Genomic DNA, 16,732 nt, shown 5'->3' on the forward strand with positions numbered 1-16,732 from the left:
TTCGGCGTTGGGAAATAGATTACAATTCCCCCCGCGCTAAATTTTGGGATGAGAAATAATGCCAAGTAAACATGAATCGCTGCGACGGGCAGATAATATTTGTGTAAACCTTTATAAAACGGATGGTGTAGAACCTCGTATTCCGCATTTAAATAGATTGAGAGGCGCCTTTCAGACTTATATAGAGTCATTGCCAGGAGATAAGGTACCAGTTTATACAAATGACTTAAAAATTATCGAAGAGCGCTTTTTTGTATACATGATTTTAATGGCGCGTATCGCTACTAATAAATACTCTCTTACTGATCACTATAGAGGTAAAGGGTATAGACGCGAGTTTCACATTGATATAGAAGGGTGGCCTGTGTCTAAAAGCGACCCCCACTATCCTCAATGGCTAGCCTTTTTAAAAGAAGCAATTGCTATCTTTAAAGAACAAAATCCACAACTTGATGCCACTTCGTGGGTAGGGCCGGAGCAAACACTTACTGACGATCTCGATGTTCCTCAGAGCGACCCAGATTTATCATCAGACCATACTTCCGAAGCACCGGGCTTAGATGCTTCAGTCGATACAGAGCGTGAAAAATTAGTTGAACCACTGCTAAAAAGCTTGCGCGAAATGGCTGCCTATGGAGAAACACTAAAAAAAGACTCTCCTTACAAAGGAGAGGAAATCGTTGATTTAAGTGAAGCTTTGCAAGATGATCTATTAGGGTACCTACGTAACCCCTCGTCCCAATCTAAAGCTGATTTCGTCAAAACATTTCGTGAAAAATTGCACTCTAAAGATGAGCTGATGGCCACACATCGTAAACAGTGGAAAGTGATAGTTGCCAATGTTTTGGTTGCTTTAACCGGGTTTGGCTTTATTGCAGTCGGACTAAGCTTACTTCTCACGGGACATGGGCTTTTTAATAAAACAAAGTCCACAGGGTTGGTTGAGAAGGTAGATTCAACTTTGGAAAATACGAAATGGAATGCACCATGCTGTAACTCTGTTGGCTAATATAAATTAAAATATAAAAAAAGGTATGTATCGTGAGTATTTGTGAATGTTTAAAGCGGGTATTTTGTTGTATCTTTCCCGGTGGTAATGGCCCGGAAGGCAAACCCATTTTAGATCCCGAGGGACTTTTGAATGCTTCAGTAGAGAGCTTTAAATCTAGTTACGCTGCTGTTACGGGTGGAACTGCCCAGGGGGGAGGTGCATCTACGCCACCACCTGGTACAGCAGCAAGAGTAGGCTTTATTTCTCCCGATGCGAGTCCAATCAGAACGGTGGGATCTCCGCGTGCACAGTCTACGCCAGGTTCTGATTATGGTGGGGTGCTCGGCGATAACCTAGGAGGAACTCCCTCCCCGGTTCGAATCCAAAGTGCTCCTTCACCATCTTCTCCTATGTCGCTTTAATAGGTTACTTAATGAAGAACAGTATAATCTTTGTAATCACTCACTTCTTAACCTATTAGTAGTACCTATAGCAGCAAGGAGACACCATGGTTAACAATAAAGCTAGGTATGGCACCCTACCCCTCGCTCATACCTTCGTTGCATCCGGCTCTGCAGAAATTAAAAAAGGCAAAGCCACATCAAGCCAGGAATCACCGGATAAGGCTTTAACGTATCCCACATGCCCACCGTATTCGGTGACATAAATAGTTACGTGGGGATTTAAATTTTTAAGCTTTTGAAAACTTTCGACCGGGATTACCGGGTCATCAGCGGCGGTTAAAATAATGGTGGGGACTCGAACTTCCTGTAATTTTTCAACAGAGAAACTATAGTCAGCAAAATATTCGTCAATATTCCCATAGTCAGAATATTTTTTTATAAGCTCAACGGTCATTTCTCTACAGCTTTTTAAAGTAAGGAAATTACTAAAATCATAGAGTTCAGGAAAACATCTTTGTTTTTCTCTCAGATTGGTTTTCCATTTTTTACAAAAATAATTTCTATAAATAATTGATTTATCAATAGCATCAGTCACTTTCGCAGGATCCACTGACGGGCATACGGAAATAACTTTTTGCAGATTTTTTATGGTCAGATTTTCTATACTTTGCTGCCAAGCCATGCGCAAAGCGAAACTACCGCCCATTGAAAAGCCAATTATATAAACCGGTAATTCAGGTTTCGTTTCTGCAATATATTTAACGGCTTGAAAAGCTTCCTTTAAAAGACCTCCATGAAATAATCCCTTGTTAAGAGGAAGAGATGTGCCATGATCACGCATATTGAGACGAAATACGTCATAGCCTTTTTGATAAAGGCTTTCTCCTCTTCCTATCATATAAGTGGAACTATCAGAGCCTAACCAGCCGTGCAATTGAATAACGAGCCCCTTCGGTTTTTTATTAATCTGTGCTGAGTAATAGCCGCTTAAATGTACTTCCTCATGGGTCCGTACCTTAATTGGAACATATTGCGCATTCTTCACCATATTTCCAACAACAGGCGCTGATTTAGAACTAAAAATCGTTTGAAAATGTTTATTTCTAATAAATAAAGAGGGATTAAATTGTATTTCCATTTTTTTCATAATTTCACTGGTCAATATTGATTATATAGTAAATTGGAAGATAAAATGAAAAATAAATTGTTCATTTTTAATATAAAGCGTTTGAAAATTTACTTAAAATTCGATACACTTCGCCCACTTTTTATAAAATTTGAAAACCTATGACGCGCCTCTTCGGTATTATTTTCGCTTTGCTCTCTTCTACTTGCTTTGCTGAAAAAACTATGTCCTTTGATAACGGCACCACTCATATGCAAATCTATTTTAACCGTATGCAATCTGTGCATTGTGATAACAGCGCTACACATTGTATCGGGGTAGGCTTTGGTTCCTCTGCCCATGTCAAGGACAGGTTAGTATATTCTACCATTGATGGTGGCAAAACCTGGCAAGGGCCGACTCTTCTGGCCAACCCGGAAGAAATAGATAAAAACGCCGAAGAATTTCCTAACCCTGTTAGCACTTATTGTGATCAGGGGGGAATTAATTGTTTTATAGCCAGCTCCGCCATGATAAAGGGCGTTCCTACGCCTATTGTGTACAGTTCGCAAGATGGAGGCCAAAATTGGAGTGCCCCAAAAGTCCTCCCGCTTCCTAAAAAATTAAATACCAGGGCGCCTTATTTTATTTTATCCACTTCCTTAAAAATTGCCTGTGACGGCAATGCTGCCACCTGTATTATCGCGGGTGGAATAATCAATTCTCGCGAGCAAGTACCCTTTCTATATACCTCTAGCGATGCAGGAGCTTCTTGGACTTCGGTGGAAAATTTAAAAAAACCATGGTTTCAATCCCCTGCTTATCTGTTTCACGGAACATTTTTAACCAGTGCGCATTGCAATTATTCGGGTAGCAAATGTGGCGTGGTTGGAGACTCCATTATTACCCGCTCTATTTTTAGCTACACTTACTCCTCAAAACCCATTTTCTATGGCTCTGAAAATGATCTGGCTAAATGGAGTGGAGCAAAAATAGCCGCACCGAATGTTAGTTCAAAGGTGCCCAGTTCATTTACTGATCTTACTTGTGATGGCTCAGGAGAGCGATGTGTAGGGGTAGGATATGTGTATGCTAACGACAATGTTTCTCCTTTTATTACCTTTTCAGAAGATGGGGGCAATAACTGGACAAAATCAGCTCCTTTGAACATACCATCTATGCTTTTTTATAGTATTGCTTGTGACGATTCGGCACATCATTGCTTCGCCGTCGGCAGATTGGCGACTGTTGATGATACCATCCACGTCACCCGTTCGGTTATTTACAGTACCACTAACGGCATAAACTGGTCACAAGAGGAAGAGATGCGCCTCCCTAATTCCTCTATGTTAAAAGACATTTTTTGTAATGAATCAGGCTCATACTGTGTAGCAGTAGGCATACTTGCCGAAAATGAGATAGAAAAGAGGATTATGCAAAAATCAATAAATGCTGCCGTTTTACCGACTGTTATCGGCAAAACGCCACAGCAATTGATGGAACCGTAGAAGATTTATAGTTGTTAACTTTTTTAGAGGGCATGATGTTTAAATATAACCGCTTTTGGCATTTTTGGTATAGATTAGATAATCGCCATTACTCCAGGACATACTTTTTTAGTTTTATCAGTACGCTGCTTCTTAGTGCGATTTTTATACCTGTTTCATGGCCTGCTTTTTTTGCCATTGCCGCTGTAACCGGGATTGCTGTCGCTACTACATTTAAATTTTTTAATGCGCTTTCCGATTTTTTCTTTGCCAAGCAAAATAATAAATTACTCAATCTTAAAGAAAATAGTGAGAATCCCGAGTTAAAAGAGCAGATTGACTTCTATCTGAACAGACGTTGTATTTGTCCTGCACCTATACTAGAGGGCAACGTTTTATCATTAGAAGGAAAAAATGCTAACAGGAAAATTTTTGCACCTCTTTTACGTTCAGGAGTAGGAAAATTAAACATACAGCCGGCAAGTAATAGTTTAAATCGTAACCTATCCTACACCGCATCGGAAGAGGGTACGGGAGAAGATAAACTATTTATGAAGAAAGTTAGTGCTTCTGATGGATTAAATGAAATAGCTGCTCGCGAAATGGCAGAAATAATAGGGCTGGAACATATAATTCCATTAAATGAAGTCACTAAAGGCAAAGCAGACGGGAACCCCTTATTGTCTTCTAAAAAGAAAATGGAGCAACTGGTAGCTGAACGACGGGAACCAAATGAAAGTGTTAACCCAGAAAATATTGCGCGAAATGTTGCACGCTTTCTTTCTAACTTAAAACATGCAACCTACCAGACCCAGGCTAAAGAAGGTAGATTAGAAGAATTACTTTACTTGCAAAAACAAACGCAAGGCTTAGATGGCCTTAAATGGTATCTGCTTTCACAAGGTGATTACCAAAAAAAAGCAGTAGCCATGAACATATTAGGGAAAATAAATATTCCTTCTTTTCAACAAAGCATTTTATTGCAACTTATTTTAGGCTGCGAAGATGCCAATCTAGGGAATGTGCTTTTTTATGATGTTGGTGCGGAAGTTCATTTACATAGTATTGATCACGAACGTATTATGCCGGGAGATAATTACAATGTATCTAAATCCACATTGGTGACAAATGGACCAACCAAAGAAATACTACTTGATAACGTTTTTCCTTTCAGATTAGCACTCGCTGGTTTCCCACAAGCGAATATTCCCTTTTCTAAAGAAGTGTTACAAAATTGTTTAGATAATTTGGACCCGGTTAAACTTTTGGCTTATCACCGGAAGAAAAAATTATTCTCTCCGGCAGCGGTAGGGGCACAACTTGAGAGAGTTGAGCTTATTCGTAATCTGTTTAAAGAAGCGCTCGCAAAACCAGAGATTACCCTCACACCTAAAGAATTGGTGCTCAAATTTGTTAATAATCACCCTTCTTATGCCTTTTTAAAATCGCAGAAATTAAGTGATTTTGCTATCTTTCTACAATTAGGACAGATAACTGCAGATGCCGATCTCAGTTTATTGAGACATCCGTTGCAGTGGGCACCTGTTATAGGAGAACTTATTAAAATTTCCCGAGCTCAATTAGAGGGACGCGCCCCGGAAATGCAAAGTAATAATACATTAAAAGCTTCATTTTTTGCCAATGTTACTGGTGTTGCAAGGTTAGAAAAAGCCAATCCTTCTATGCATGAGTTTCGTATTTAATTTAGCAGGGGGTACCCCTTGCTAGTTGACACCATAATTTATGCTATACTATGACTTCTTTTTACACAGATTAATTGCCTGTAAGTGGAATTACAATGGATGATAATGAAACAGTAGAAACGCCTGTTAAGAATACTACCTTATCAAATCATCAAGGTGAATTTCCCCATTGGTTAACCCAAAAGCAGGAAACTAATCTCAACAAAGAAACTCTCCAAACTAATTTCATTGCTAATATAAGCCACGACATAAGGACGCCCTTAAGTGGGCTCGTTGGCATGAGCGAATCGCTTTTACAAGAGATACAAGCCGGGACATTTGATACTGCTTCTATAACAGCAGGCTTGGAAATCGTCAAAAATTCTGCCACTGAAATTGCTGCTCTATTAAATGAAGTGTTAGAGGCTACTATTGAAAGAGAGAACCCTGCCCAACATAGTAAGTTTGATCTCCTTTTATTTTTAAAAAAGTTAAAGCATCTCGAATATGCTTCTGCTTACAGTAAAGGTTTATTTTTTGAATTGTTAATTGATGAGCGCTTACCGCAATTCATTGAGGGAGATAAAAAGAAATGCCATAGAATACTTCTAAACCTGCTTGGCAACGCAATTAAATTTACCAAAAAAGGCGGCGTTACTTTTTCAGCTCATTTAGTTGCCCAAACACAAGAAGCGGCTACGATAGAATTTAAAATAGTTGATACAGGTATTGGCATCCCTGAAGATATGCAAGAGCTGGTTTTTGACGAATTTTTTCGTCTAAGTCCCTCATATAAGGGTGATTATAAAGGGCTGGGGCTTGGGCTAACCCAAGTTAAAAAGCTGGTGCACCAATTAGGGGGGAAAGTTGCCTTAGAAAGCCACCCCAATCAAGGTACTACTGTATTTGTTGAGCTTACGTTTAAAAAAGTACGTTCTACCAACAAAGAAATAGCGTCGCCTGTAATTCATAAAGACCTAAATAAAAACCTTCATGTTTTATTTATTGAAGATGACTTGATTATTAAAACCATTACTGAACATCTGCTAAAAGCCAAAGGATTACAGTTTAAATCTTTTACTAATGCTACCAGCGCATTTGAATGCTTTACTAGTGAAACGTTTGATTTAGTATTAACTGATATAGGTCTACCTGATTTCTCTGGTATTGAATTAACTAACCGCATGCGAGCCTGGGAAAAGCAAAACCACCGTCAAGCAATTCCAATCGTAGGAGTCAGTGCGCACACGCAAGAAGCTGCACTAGTAGCTGAGTGCCAAATAGCGGGAATGAATGGAGTTTATCTCAAACCTTTTACCGCAGATAAATTATCCGAAGTAATAACAAAGTTTACCCTCTAAGTAGGTTGGCGCCGCTAGGCCAACAAGGGATCTCGCTAATGAATGTTGGGCCTAGCGGCGCCAACCTACATTTAACCCGTTAATTTTCCCTTAAGCTTCCCCCTTTATACTGCCCCTATATCAATTAAGGGAGCAGTGATGCAAGTATTGATTGTAGAGGACAATTCTTTCAACGGATTTTGCTTAAATCGACTAATAAACAACATTTATAAATTTGCACAAATCACCATTGTTACCCATAGTTTTCAAGCCCTAAAGCATCTTGCTGAAAATAGTTCTGATTTAATTATTCTGGATGGCAATTTAGCTTCAAGTGATTCCGTAAACGGCCCGGCTTTGGCTGGCATCATATGGGAAAAATATCCTCATAAACCTATTATTGCCTGGACCGATTGTGAAAATATGCGCACTGCCTTTGCCAAAGTATTTAAAAGGCATAATAAACCACTTAATGAATTTACTTGCTGGCCAAAGGTTATTTCAGAAGATACAATCATTGAATCTCTCTTGCATTTAGCTAACACTTCGTATTGGGATATACGTTCAGTCCCGCAGATAAAGCGGGCATAAGCCCTCTGACAAGGAAAATAGTTGAACATACCATGCATCGTTGAATCTATAATAACGCGTGAAACGAAAGCTTTTATTATTTTTGAAGACGCGGACTTTATTTCTTTTTTAGATCACCGTCCTGTTTTCTATGGTCATACCTTAGTCTGTCCCAAGAAACACTATGCAACTTTATATGACCTCCCGCAAGAATTAATTCAGCCTTTTTTCTTATTGGTGCAACAAATTGGAAAAGCTGTTGAATTAGGCATGTCTGCAATGGGAAGTTTCATTGCCATGAATAACAAGGTTAGCCAAAGTGTTCCTCATTTGCATGTACATATCATCCCGCGCTCTAAGGGCGACGGCCTGAAAGGTTTTTTTTGGCCAAGGCTTACATATAAAGAAGAAGAACATATGTTAGAAGTACAGCAAAAGATCATTCAATATTTATAGAATATACATATCGAGAGTCCGTAGAAAAGAACTAATGCGCTTCATCCCAGTTACTTCCATAACCAATGGAAACGACTAAGGGAACGGAAAGCTCCACCGTATTTTCCATTAACTTCTGGATGTATGGTTTGATCTGTTCAACCTCTTTTTCCAGTACCTCAAAAACTAACTCATCATGGACTTGCATAATCATACAAGCGTTTGGTTGCTCTTTCTCTTGCCAATCTCCTATGGCAATCATTGCTTTTTTAATAATATCTGCTGCGGTTCCTTGCATAGGGGCATTAATAGCCATGCGTTCTGCTGCTCTTTGACGCATGAGGTTTCTGGTATTAATCTCTGGTAAATGCAAACGTCTACCAAAAACTGTTTCCACATATCCTTGTTGGTGCGCTTGCTTACGTGTTCTTTCCATATATTCCAAGACACCTGGGTAACGCGTAAAGTAACGGTCAATGTATTCTTGTGCCACTTGTCGCTCAACCCCTATTTGTTTAGCCAAGCCAAAAGAAGACATCCCGTAGATCAATCCAAAATTAACTGCTTTCGCACTGCGTCTTTGCTCAGAAGTTACTTTTTCTAATGAGGTATCAAAGATTTCACTGGCCGTCGCGGTATGGATATCTAATCCTAAAGAAAATGCTTTGAGTAAATTAGGGTCTTGTGATAAATGAGCCATAATACGTAATTCAATTTGGGAGTAATCAGCGGCTAAAATGACATGATTTGGTGCCGCTTTAAAAGTTTTTCTTATTAATCTCCCCTCGTCATTACGAATAGGAATATTTTGCAAATTGGGCTCACTGGACGATAGCCTACCTGTTGCTGCAACTGCTTGATTATAATTGGTGTGGACTCTTTGGGTTTGTTCGTTAATACATTTGGGCAAAGAATCAATATAAGTGGAAACTAATTTACTTAAGCTGCGGTATTCTAATATAACTGCGGGTAACCGATACTCATAAGCTAACTCTTGCAATACAGCCTCTGCTGTAGAAGGTTGTCCAGTAGGTGTTTTTGCTAAAACGGGTAAATTTTGTTGGTGATAAAAAATTTCCAGTAACTGCTTGGGCGAATTTAAATTAAAAGGCTTGCCGGCCAAATCCCAGGCTTCCTTTTCTAAATCGGCCATTTTTACCTTTAACCGCTCACCATGACGTTCTAAAGCACCCTTGTCAATGAGAACACCTTTACGTTCCATATTGCCTAAAACAGTGAGCAAGGGAATTTCAATTTCATGAAGTACGCGTTTCAATTTTTCATCTAATAGCGAATAAAGCGCTTTATGTAAACGAAGAATTATTTGTGAGTCTTCCGCTGCATATTGACCAGCCGGCTCAAGAGGAATTTGCTCTAAACGTAATTGCTTTGCACCGCTTCCCACTACATCATTAAATGAAATAGTTTTATAGCCTAAATATTTTAACGACAGAGAATCAATATCATGACGTACTGCTGTACTATTTAAAACATAGGACTCCAGCATAGTATCTGATTCTATTCCTAATAAATTAACATCATGATTTTTCAAGATAATATAGCTATATTTTAAATTATGACCAATTTTTTTAATTGTAGGATTTTCAAAAATGGGTTTTAGTTTCTCTATTACATTCCCAGCAGTAAAAGAAAGATTTTCGACTAAGTGTTTAACCGGTATGTAAAATGATTTTTCTGCTTCTGTTGCGAATGTAAAACCAATAATCTCTGCGCACATGGCAAATTCATTATTCGTTTTAATATCGAACGCAAATACAGAGCATTCGGTTAAAGTCTGTAGTAAATATTGAAATTGGGATTGATTAGTAACCAGTTCATAATTAATTTCTTGCGGTTTTAAAACTTTTAGCTCGGCACTCGTTTTTTCTTCTTCCTCAAGTAACTCCTTCAACCAGTTTCTAAATTCCAGGTCACGCACAAACTGAATGAGTCGCTCCCGGTGAGGTGCTTTAGGAGTTAAATCAGCAATTGTAATAGGTAAACTAACATCGGTACGGATAGTGACTAATTTTTTAGAAAGCGGTAAATAACGAAGGCTATCGCGCAAATTCTCACCAATCTTTCCCGTAATTTTATCCGCATGTGCGATCAGCTCATCTAAAGTTTGAAAATCAGCTAGCCATTTAGCTGCAGTCTTAGGGCCGCATTTATTAACCCCTGGAATATTGTCAGTGGCATCCCCTACTAAGGTTAGGTAATCAATAATTTGCTGAGGTGCCACTCCAAATTTTTCTTTAACTGTTGCCGGGTTCAAAATAACATTGGTCATTGTGTTAATGAGGATTACATTCTCATTAACCAATTGGGCAAAGTCTTTGTCACCCGTAGAAATAACCACAGGAATGTTTTGTAATGTCGCTTGCGTAGCTAAGGTGCCAATCACATCATCGGCTTCCACTCCTTCTATCGTTAACAAAGGAAGACCCATGGCCTCTAGCAAACTTAACAAGGGTTTAAATTGACAACTTAACTCATTGGGCATTGCTTGACGATTGGCTTTATATTCAGGATACCACTCATCTCTAAACGTTTTTCCCGCGGCATCAAATACAACCGCTATTTGTTGAGGTTGATAGTCTTTAATAAGTTTTTTTATCATATTGGCCACCCCATAAACCGCTCCGGTAGGTTGACCTTTAGACGTCACTAACGGCGGTAGGGCATGAAAAGCACGAAAAAAATAAGAAGAGGCATCAACCAAAACCAAGGGGGAGGTCATACTTACTTGCTCTCCTGACGCTCTAACCGCTCCGCTAAATCCGTTACTTTCTCATTAAGAGTACGTAAATTTTTGCGCATTAAAGGAATACGGGTAGTTGCCAATTCTTGCTCAATCGCTTTATCTTTCGGACGGGCAGGATTACCCAAATAGATATTGCCTTGCTTTAAATGCTTTTTCGGAGGAACGCCTGCTCTAGCACCAAGGATTACTCCATCGTCAATTTTTACGTGATCACTCACGCCCACATTGGCCGCAAAAATCACGTGGTTTCCACTCGTCGTGCTACCAGCTATTCCAGTAAATGCGCAGAGAATGTTATGTTGGCCCAGTTTAACCGAATGAGCCACCTGGACGAGATTATCTATTTTTGTCCCTTTACCAATGACAGTAGCCCCAAGTGTTGCCCTATCAATAACCGTATTCGCGCCAATTTCTACATCATCCTCAATTTGAACAATTCCCACATGTGGAACTTTTAAATGTTCTCCGTCATCAAAGGTATAACCAAAACCATCCGAACCAATGACACTAGAGGCATGAATAATAACGCGCGAACCAATTTTAGAATTATTATAAACAGTGACATGAGGATGCAAAACAGTATGACTGCCAACAGTCACATTTTCACCAATATGAACATTGCTTTTAATAATACAGTGATCGCCAATAATACTGCCATCTTCAATGACTACATAAGGAGCAATAGAAACGTCATTACCTATTACTACATTTTCACCAATAACTGCTGTTTTATGTATTCCAGGATTGGGCTTTTTTTCAGGGTAATAATGGCTTAACAATTTTATAAAAGCTTTAAACGGATGAGAGACTTGGATAACGGGCTTATTTATTCCCTCTACCCCAGTTGTTACCAAAATAGCACTAGCATCTGAGGACTCGGCCTGTTTTAGATTCTCTTTACCTTCTGCAAATACTAAAGAACCCACTTTTATATTATCAATAGGAGAGAGGCTAGTAATACATAGATCACTATTACCCACGACGATACCTTGCACTATTGCGGCAATTTCAGAAAGAGATGCATTCATTGAAAACCTATTCTCACAAATTTTGAATTATACCCAAGATCCTTCAAAATGCTAGATTTTGAAGGATCTTGGGTATATAGCGCGTGTGCTGAGAAGTATCGACTATTAAGGTTTTTTCATTAAAATCTGCGCAAAATTAAAGCAGCATTAGCTCCGCCAAAGGCAAAATGATTGGAAAGAGCGATATCAATATGCTTCTTACGTGCAATTTGAGGCACATAATCTAAATCGCATAAGGGATCAGGAATATCTAAATTAATAGTCGGCAATAATATTTCATTTTTTAAACTTAAAATTGTAGCAATAATTTCCATCGCACCTGCCGCGCCAATAGCATGACCGGTCATTGCCTTTTGCGCCGTAATTGGAATTTCATAAGCCCGCGCCCCAAAAACGGTTTTGATAGTTTGCGTTTCTGTTAAGTCATTTAACTGGGTACCCGTTCCATGTGCATTGATATATTGTATATCTCCCACGGCAACCCGCGCATCATCAAGTGCCGCATTAATAGCGCGAACCTGGCCTTGGGAATGTGGGGCAGTTACATGATAAGCATCACAACTTGCACCAAAACCAATGATCTCTCCATATATTTGCGCACCACGTGCTTGCGCATGCTGTAACTCTTCTAAAATTAGAATCCCTGCCCCATCTGCCATTACCATCCCGTCACGATTTTTATCAAACGGTCTACTAGCTTTAGCGGGATTTTCATTGTGTGTAGACATGACCCGCAATTTACACCAAGCTGCCATTATAGTTTCCCACACTAACGACTCTGTTCCTCCGCAGAGTGCAATGGAGAGATGCCCATTATTAATTTGTTGGTATGCGTGGCCTATTGCTTCTGCAGAAGAAACACAGGCATTTGAAATAGTAGAATTAGGTCCACCCATCTCGAAAGCAATAGCGATATGATTAGCAATAGAATTGGGCATTCCCCGAATCACACTTAAGGCAGGAATCTTTTTCCAGTTTTCTGTATAAAATGCCTTATAAGCACCTTCTAATTCAGGCGTACCGCCCAAACTGGTTCCAATATAAACACCCGCGTTTTGTAATTCTTGGGAGGTTAATCCAGCTCGTTCAATAGCATGATGAGCACAATACAAAGAATATTGGGCCGCGCGTGGATAGCGCTTGTGTTTATCAAACTCCGGGAGATGCGTTAATGAGAGGTCAGTAATTTCACCGGCTATTTGCGTTGTATATGGAGAAGGGTCATAGGACTGAATGCGCTTAATCCCACAATTACCAGCAACAGCATTCTCCCAAAATTTCTCTAAACCGCTGCCAATAGAGGAAGAAATCTCCATTCCTGTAACAACAACCCTTTTCTTCATGCGGCATCCTCATTATTTTTAGAACTTGTCTTTAAACCTAAATTTGGCAGATGAATCTACTGCCGAATTTAGGTTACAGGCTTTTTAGCATACAATAGCATCCCACTCTTATTCTAACAATGGCATACAAATCTTCAGCGGAAGGGACCAATAATCATAAGCATTTGTAAGACGAAAACCCAAATCCGTGTACAATTTTAACGCACCTTTGTTCTTGGATTCAACCTCTAGAAATAAGTTATACACTTTTTTTCTATTGGCATGATTTATACAAAAAGAAAGTAACTCTTTACCATATCCCTTTTTTTGAAAAGCTGGCAGGATACCAATATCAGAAAAACGCGCGCGTTTGTTTTTATCCCATCTAATATGCGCCTTGCCAATAGGAAAAGAATCGAACCTTGCCAAGAAAACAGTATACCTTCTATCAACTATTAATTTCTTAAATCGCAGCGTCATCTCTTCTGTCACACTGTTGAAACAAGCATGATCTATTTTTACCAAGTGAGGAATATCTTCTTCTTTTACTTCCTCTATTACTAATTTATTTGCATATTCGATGGCATTAGCGTCACTGCGAGCCAACTCAAACTCACTAGAAAGATAGACTCCCCCAAAAGGGGCGAGCCATTTTTCCCCTTTTCCCTGCGGTGTGGAAAAAATGAGCGTATCAAAGGTTGTTTCTGACTGTAAAACCGTAATGGCTTTCTTTAATAATTTCCTGGCAATATTTTGTTTTCTAAATTCTGGAGAAACGAGCAAGGCAATTTCAAAAGCATGAGTATAGAAGCGAAAAGCACTTAAAAATCCAATTAATCTATTATTTTGCACATATAAAAAATTACATAATAATTCACGCGGTGTTTTTAAAATATGCTCATATAATGGGATAGACGCACCATCCTCTTGCAAGCATTCTTCTTTTAATTCCTGCAATGCTTTCAGCTGTTCCGTGGTTACTTGGTTATTTTGAATAATCATAAATGAAAGAAGTTAACTAATTATAAAAAAGAGAATAAATAAGACACTTAAAATAATAACTAAGGGACTTACTTTCTGACGTGTAAGTATTTTTAATAATGTATATAAAATAATCCCAGCCCCCACTCCATTAGCAATAGAAGAAGTAAAAGGAATCATCATTATCGTTAACATACAAGGGGCTATCTCACTAATATCTTTTAATTTAAGCTCACAAACATGGCTCATCATAGAACAAGCAACATATAACAGTGCTGGTCCTACTGCATACGAAGGAATAGCTTTTGCTAAGGGATAGAAAAATAACATCAACAAAAAGCCAATCGCTATCACTACCGCAGTTAAGCCGGTTCTTCCACCAGCCTCTAAACCTGCGGCGGATTCAATAAATGGCGAGGTACTTGAAGAGCCCAGCATTCCCGCTACTATAGAGGCTGCAGCATCTGCAGTAAGGCTTCTACTAACCAAATTGGAATAATTAGCTTTCTCTCGAAAAACGGAACGATTTAGTAAACCAATTAAAGTTCCGGTAGCGTCAAATACTGCAATTAAAAAGAAGGCAAATGTAGCTTTTAATGCAGACGGGTTCGCAAACCCTGAGAAATCCAGCTTAAATAAAGTAGGTTTTATCGAAGGGGGGGTACTCATAACTCCATGCCAGTGCGTTAATCCTAACAAAAAGCTAATAAGAGTAACCGCTAAAATACCTAAAATAATTGCTCCGCTGATTTGATAAAAATCGAGGACTAAAATAATAAAAAACCCTAAAAAAAATAAGAGGGCTTCGGGCCTACCCAAATTTCCCAAATCCATAAGAGTATGTTTGGAACTAACAATAATTTGATTGTTTTCTAAAGAAATAAGCGCAATTAATAAACTAATCCCAATTAATATCGCAATTTGCAAATTGGCAGGAATAGCTTCAACGAGCAGTCTACGTAACCGCGTTAAGCTCACTACAAGAAACAAACAGCCCGAAACAAAAACCATAGCAAGCGCATGGTGCCACGGTATGCCCATTCCTTGAACGACACTGTAGGAAAAATAAATATTAAGCGCCATACCAGGCGCAACTCCAATAGGAGTGTTGGCAAAAAATCCAGTTAACGCGCAAGCAAAAGCGGTAACGAGACAGGTAGCTGTAAAAACAGAGCCTTGATCCATGCCCGCATCACTTAATATGCTTGGGTTGACAAAGACAATGTAAGCCATTGTTAAAAAGGTAGTAATACCAGCGAGAATTTCCGTTTTATAAAAAGACGAAGGTCTCTTTTCTGTTGATGAATTCATATCACCTAGAAGTGAAAGTTAACCACACCAAATATTATTTCAATAGCAATCAAAAATATAATAATTACTTCTAAACTATGAGAGTGGCGATTTTCGAGATAGCCATTAAACATTTCAAAAATTTCACTGAGAGTATTGAGACGGTGATTGATTGCATTAACACGGCGTTGAATATGTAAATAGCGTTCTAGCATAATGTAGTATTCTTCCAACGTTGGGTGTTGCCAAAAATATTTTGGATGATAGAGAAAGTTACTAATTAAATTCATTTCACTTTTAGCGCCAAGAATCTCACCAATAATTTGTCTTATCTCATTACGAGTAACTGCCATTTCACCCTCAGAAGAAAGGCTATGAATTAAAGGAGTATATTTTTCGATTAATGCTTCAATAATAGTTTCAAAATATTGTAATTTTACCGATTGAGAAAACCCGTAAGAAAGACTTAACTTGACCTCCTCACTCTCACCTTCAGCCTCAATACCAATACAATCCACGTCGAAATAATCATGAGGTTCGATTGTAGTTCTATCGTTATAACGAAATGAAAATTCGTCATGCACCGGAAAAGTTACAAGTTTATTGGCAAATTGTTTAATCGCCTCTAGATAATCGTTCACTTTATACCGCTTCACACCCCACGATACTATCGTGCCATTTTTAAAAACAAAAATGGTTTCATCTGCTTCAGCGTTATTAATTTTTACAACATCACGTAGCTTGGAAGAGGTATAACCTTTTAACGTGGATTTATAATGATGATCTAATCTTGCCAGGTCAATTTTATTTGCAATACAAAAGCTTAAACATTCCATGAGTAATTACCGTAGAAATACCACATGTGGCATCTTTGTTAGAATCCATGAGATGATAGATTATAACTTATGGCCCATAGGAAAGGCTACATCCTAATTTTTTCTTATGCCGTTTCCATAGACTCTAATGCCTCTCGTCCTGGAAAAGCTTTTTTTCTATCAGTAACCCCACTTAACCATTGTGGACAAACTTCTAAAATTTCAGCGATTTTATTTAATTGATCTTCAGCCGGAGAGATATTGCCAAAAATCATAGCATTAGCAAGATGACGTGTGACTCCAAACACTTTAGCCACTGCTTTTGTTTTTTCAGTTACATCTTCGGGAAAGCCCAGTAGAGAAAGTTCACGATTAAAACGCTGGGAAAATACTTTGCTATTCATTTTTCACTCCATGAAAAAGCATTAATAAAAGAAACCCTTTCCTAACTTGAGAATCATCGCTGAATCATAAGCAATCCTTCCGTGGATCTGGCATTGTTATAACGTATTTTTACC

The 16,732-nt window shown here is 38.7% G+C and carries 15 protein-coding genes; 7 read left to right on the forward strand and 8 right to left on the reverse strand.

Translation table 11 applies throughout. The annotated features are described in order from the left end of the window. Window positions 1-58 precede the first annotated feature (58 nt). Together EL206_RS08845 and EL206_RS08850 are read left to right on the forward strand one after the other, a co-directional pair. Window positions 59-1,009: a hypothetical protein gene (locus EL206_RS08845; RefSeq protein ID WP_058463000.1), complete on the forward strand. Its 951-nt coding sequence runs from the start codon at window positions 59-61 to the stop codon at window positions 1,007-1,009. Between the two features lie 32 nt (window positions 1,010-1,041). Further along, window positions 1,042-1,413, forward strand: coding sequence for a hypothetical protein (locus tag EL206_RS08850; RefSeq protein WP_058463001.1), 372 nt, complete (start codon window positions 1,042-1,044; stop codon window positions 1,411-1,413). Window positions 1,414-1,540: 127 nt separating this feature from the next. Here the strand turns inward: EL206_RS08850 and EL206_RS08855 are convergent, their stop codons facing one another. Beyond that, window positions 1,541-2,533 (reverse strand): YheT family hydrolase, encoded by a 993-nt coding sequence (locus EL206_RS08855; protein WP_162261886.1) that lies wholly within the window; start codon window positions 2,531-2,533, stop codon window positions 1,541-1,543. A 149-nt stretch (window positions 2,534-2,682) separates the two neighbouring features. Between EL206_RS08855 and EL206_RS08860 the strand changes: the two genes are divergently transcribed. The 5 genes from EL206_RS08860 (at window position 2,683) to EL206_RS08880 (ending at window position 8,035) form a co-directional block, all read left to right on the forward strand. Continuing rightward, complete coding sequence (locus tag EL206_RS08860; protein ID WP_058463003.1) at window positions 2,683-4,008, forward strand: exo-alpha-sialidase; 1,326 nt, start codon at window positions 2,683-2,685, stop codon at window positions 4,006-4,008. 32 nt (window positions 4,009-4,040) lie between these two features. Continuing rightward, a complete protein-coding gene (locus EL206_RS08865; protein ID WP_131739609.1) occupies window positions 4,041-5,690 on the forward strand; it encodes a hypothetical protein in 1,650 nt (549 codons plus the stop codon). A 95-nt stretch (window positions 5,691-5,785) separates the two neighbouring features. Next, complete coding sequence (locus EL206_RS08870) at window positions 5,786-7,030, forward strand: ATP-binding response regulator (protein ID WP_058463005.1); 1,245 nt, start codon at window positions 5,786-5,788, stop codon at window positions 7,028-7,030. A gap of 138 nt (window positions 7,031-7,168) precedes the next feature. Continuing rightward, window positions 7,169-7,600: a response regulator gene (locus tag EL206_RS08875; protein ID WP_058463006.1), complete on the forward strand. Its 432-nt coding sequence runs from the start codon at window positions 7,169-7,171 to the stop codon at window positions 7,598-7,600. A gap of 21 nt (window positions 7,601-7,621) precedes the next feature. Then, a complete protein-coding gene (locus EL206_RS08880) occupies window positions 7,622-8,035 on the forward strand; it encodes an HIT family protein (RefSeq protein ID WP_058463007.1) in 414 nt (137 codons plus the stop codon). 31 nt (window positions 8,036-8,066) lie between these two features. Here EL206_RS08880 and polA read toward each other — a convergent pair whose 3' ends face one another. The 7 genes from polA to EL206_RS08915 all read right to left on the reverse strand — a co-directional run bounded on the left by polA (window position 8,067) and on the right by EL206_RS08915 (window position 16,618). Next, a complete protein-coding gene (gene polA, locus EL206_RS08885) occupies window positions 8,067-10,754 on the reverse strand; it encodes a DNA polymerase I (RefSeq protein ID WP_058463008.1) in 2,688 nt (895 codons plus the stop codon). Window positions 10,755-10,756: 2 nt separating this feature from the next. Continuing rightward, a complete protein-coding gene (lpxD, locus tag EL206_RS08890; RefSeq protein ID WP_058463009.1) occupies window positions 10,757-11,806 on the reverse strand; it encodes a UDP-3-O-(3-hydroxymyristoyl)glucosamine N-acyltransferase in 1,050 nt (349 codons plus the stop codon). Window positions 11,807-11,925: 119 nt separating this feature from the next. Continuing rightward, on the reverse strand, window positions 11,926-13,149 hold the full coding sequence (locus EL206_RS08895) for a beta-ketoacyl-[acyl-carrier-protein] synthase family protein (RefSeq protein WP_058463010.1): 1,224 nt from the start codon (window positions 13,147-13,149) through the stop codon (window positions 11,926-11,928). Between the two features lie 108 nt (window positions 13,150-13,257). Beyond that, window positions 13,258-14,130, reverse strand: coding sequence for a GNAT family N-acetyltransferase (locus tag EL206_RS08900; protein WP_058463011.1), 873 nt, complete (start codon window positions 14,128-14,130; stop codon window positions 13,258-13,260). A gap of 12 nt (window positions 14,131-14,142) precedes the next feature. Then, complete coding sequence (locus EL206_RS08905) at window positions 14,143-15,420, reverse strand: NCS2 family permease (RefSeq protein ID WP_058463012.1); 1,278 nt, start codon at window positions 15,418-15,420, stop codon at window positions 14,143-14,145. Window positions 15,421-15,425: 5 nt separating this feature from the next. Further along, complete coding sequence (locus EL206_RS08910) at window positions 15,426-16,235, reverse strand: RMD1 family protein (protein WP_058463013.1); 810 nt, start codon at window positions 16,233-16,235, stop codon at window positions 15,426-15,428. A gap of 104 nt (window positions 16,236-16,339) precedes the next feature. Then, complete coding sequence (locus EL206_RS08915) at window positions 16,340-16,618, reverse strand: hypothetical protein (RefSeq protein ID WP_058463014.1); 279 nt, start codon at window positions 16,616-16,618, stop codon at window positions 16,340-16,342. Between the last annotated feature and the right edge of the window lie 114 nt (window positions 16,619-16,732).

Origin of the sequence: Legionella adelaidensis (assembly GCF_900637865.1) — a bacterium.
GTDB classification, from domain to species: domain Bacteria; phylum Pseudomonadota; class Gammaproteobacteria; order Legionellales; family Legionellaceae; genus Legionella_A; species Legionella_A adelaidensis.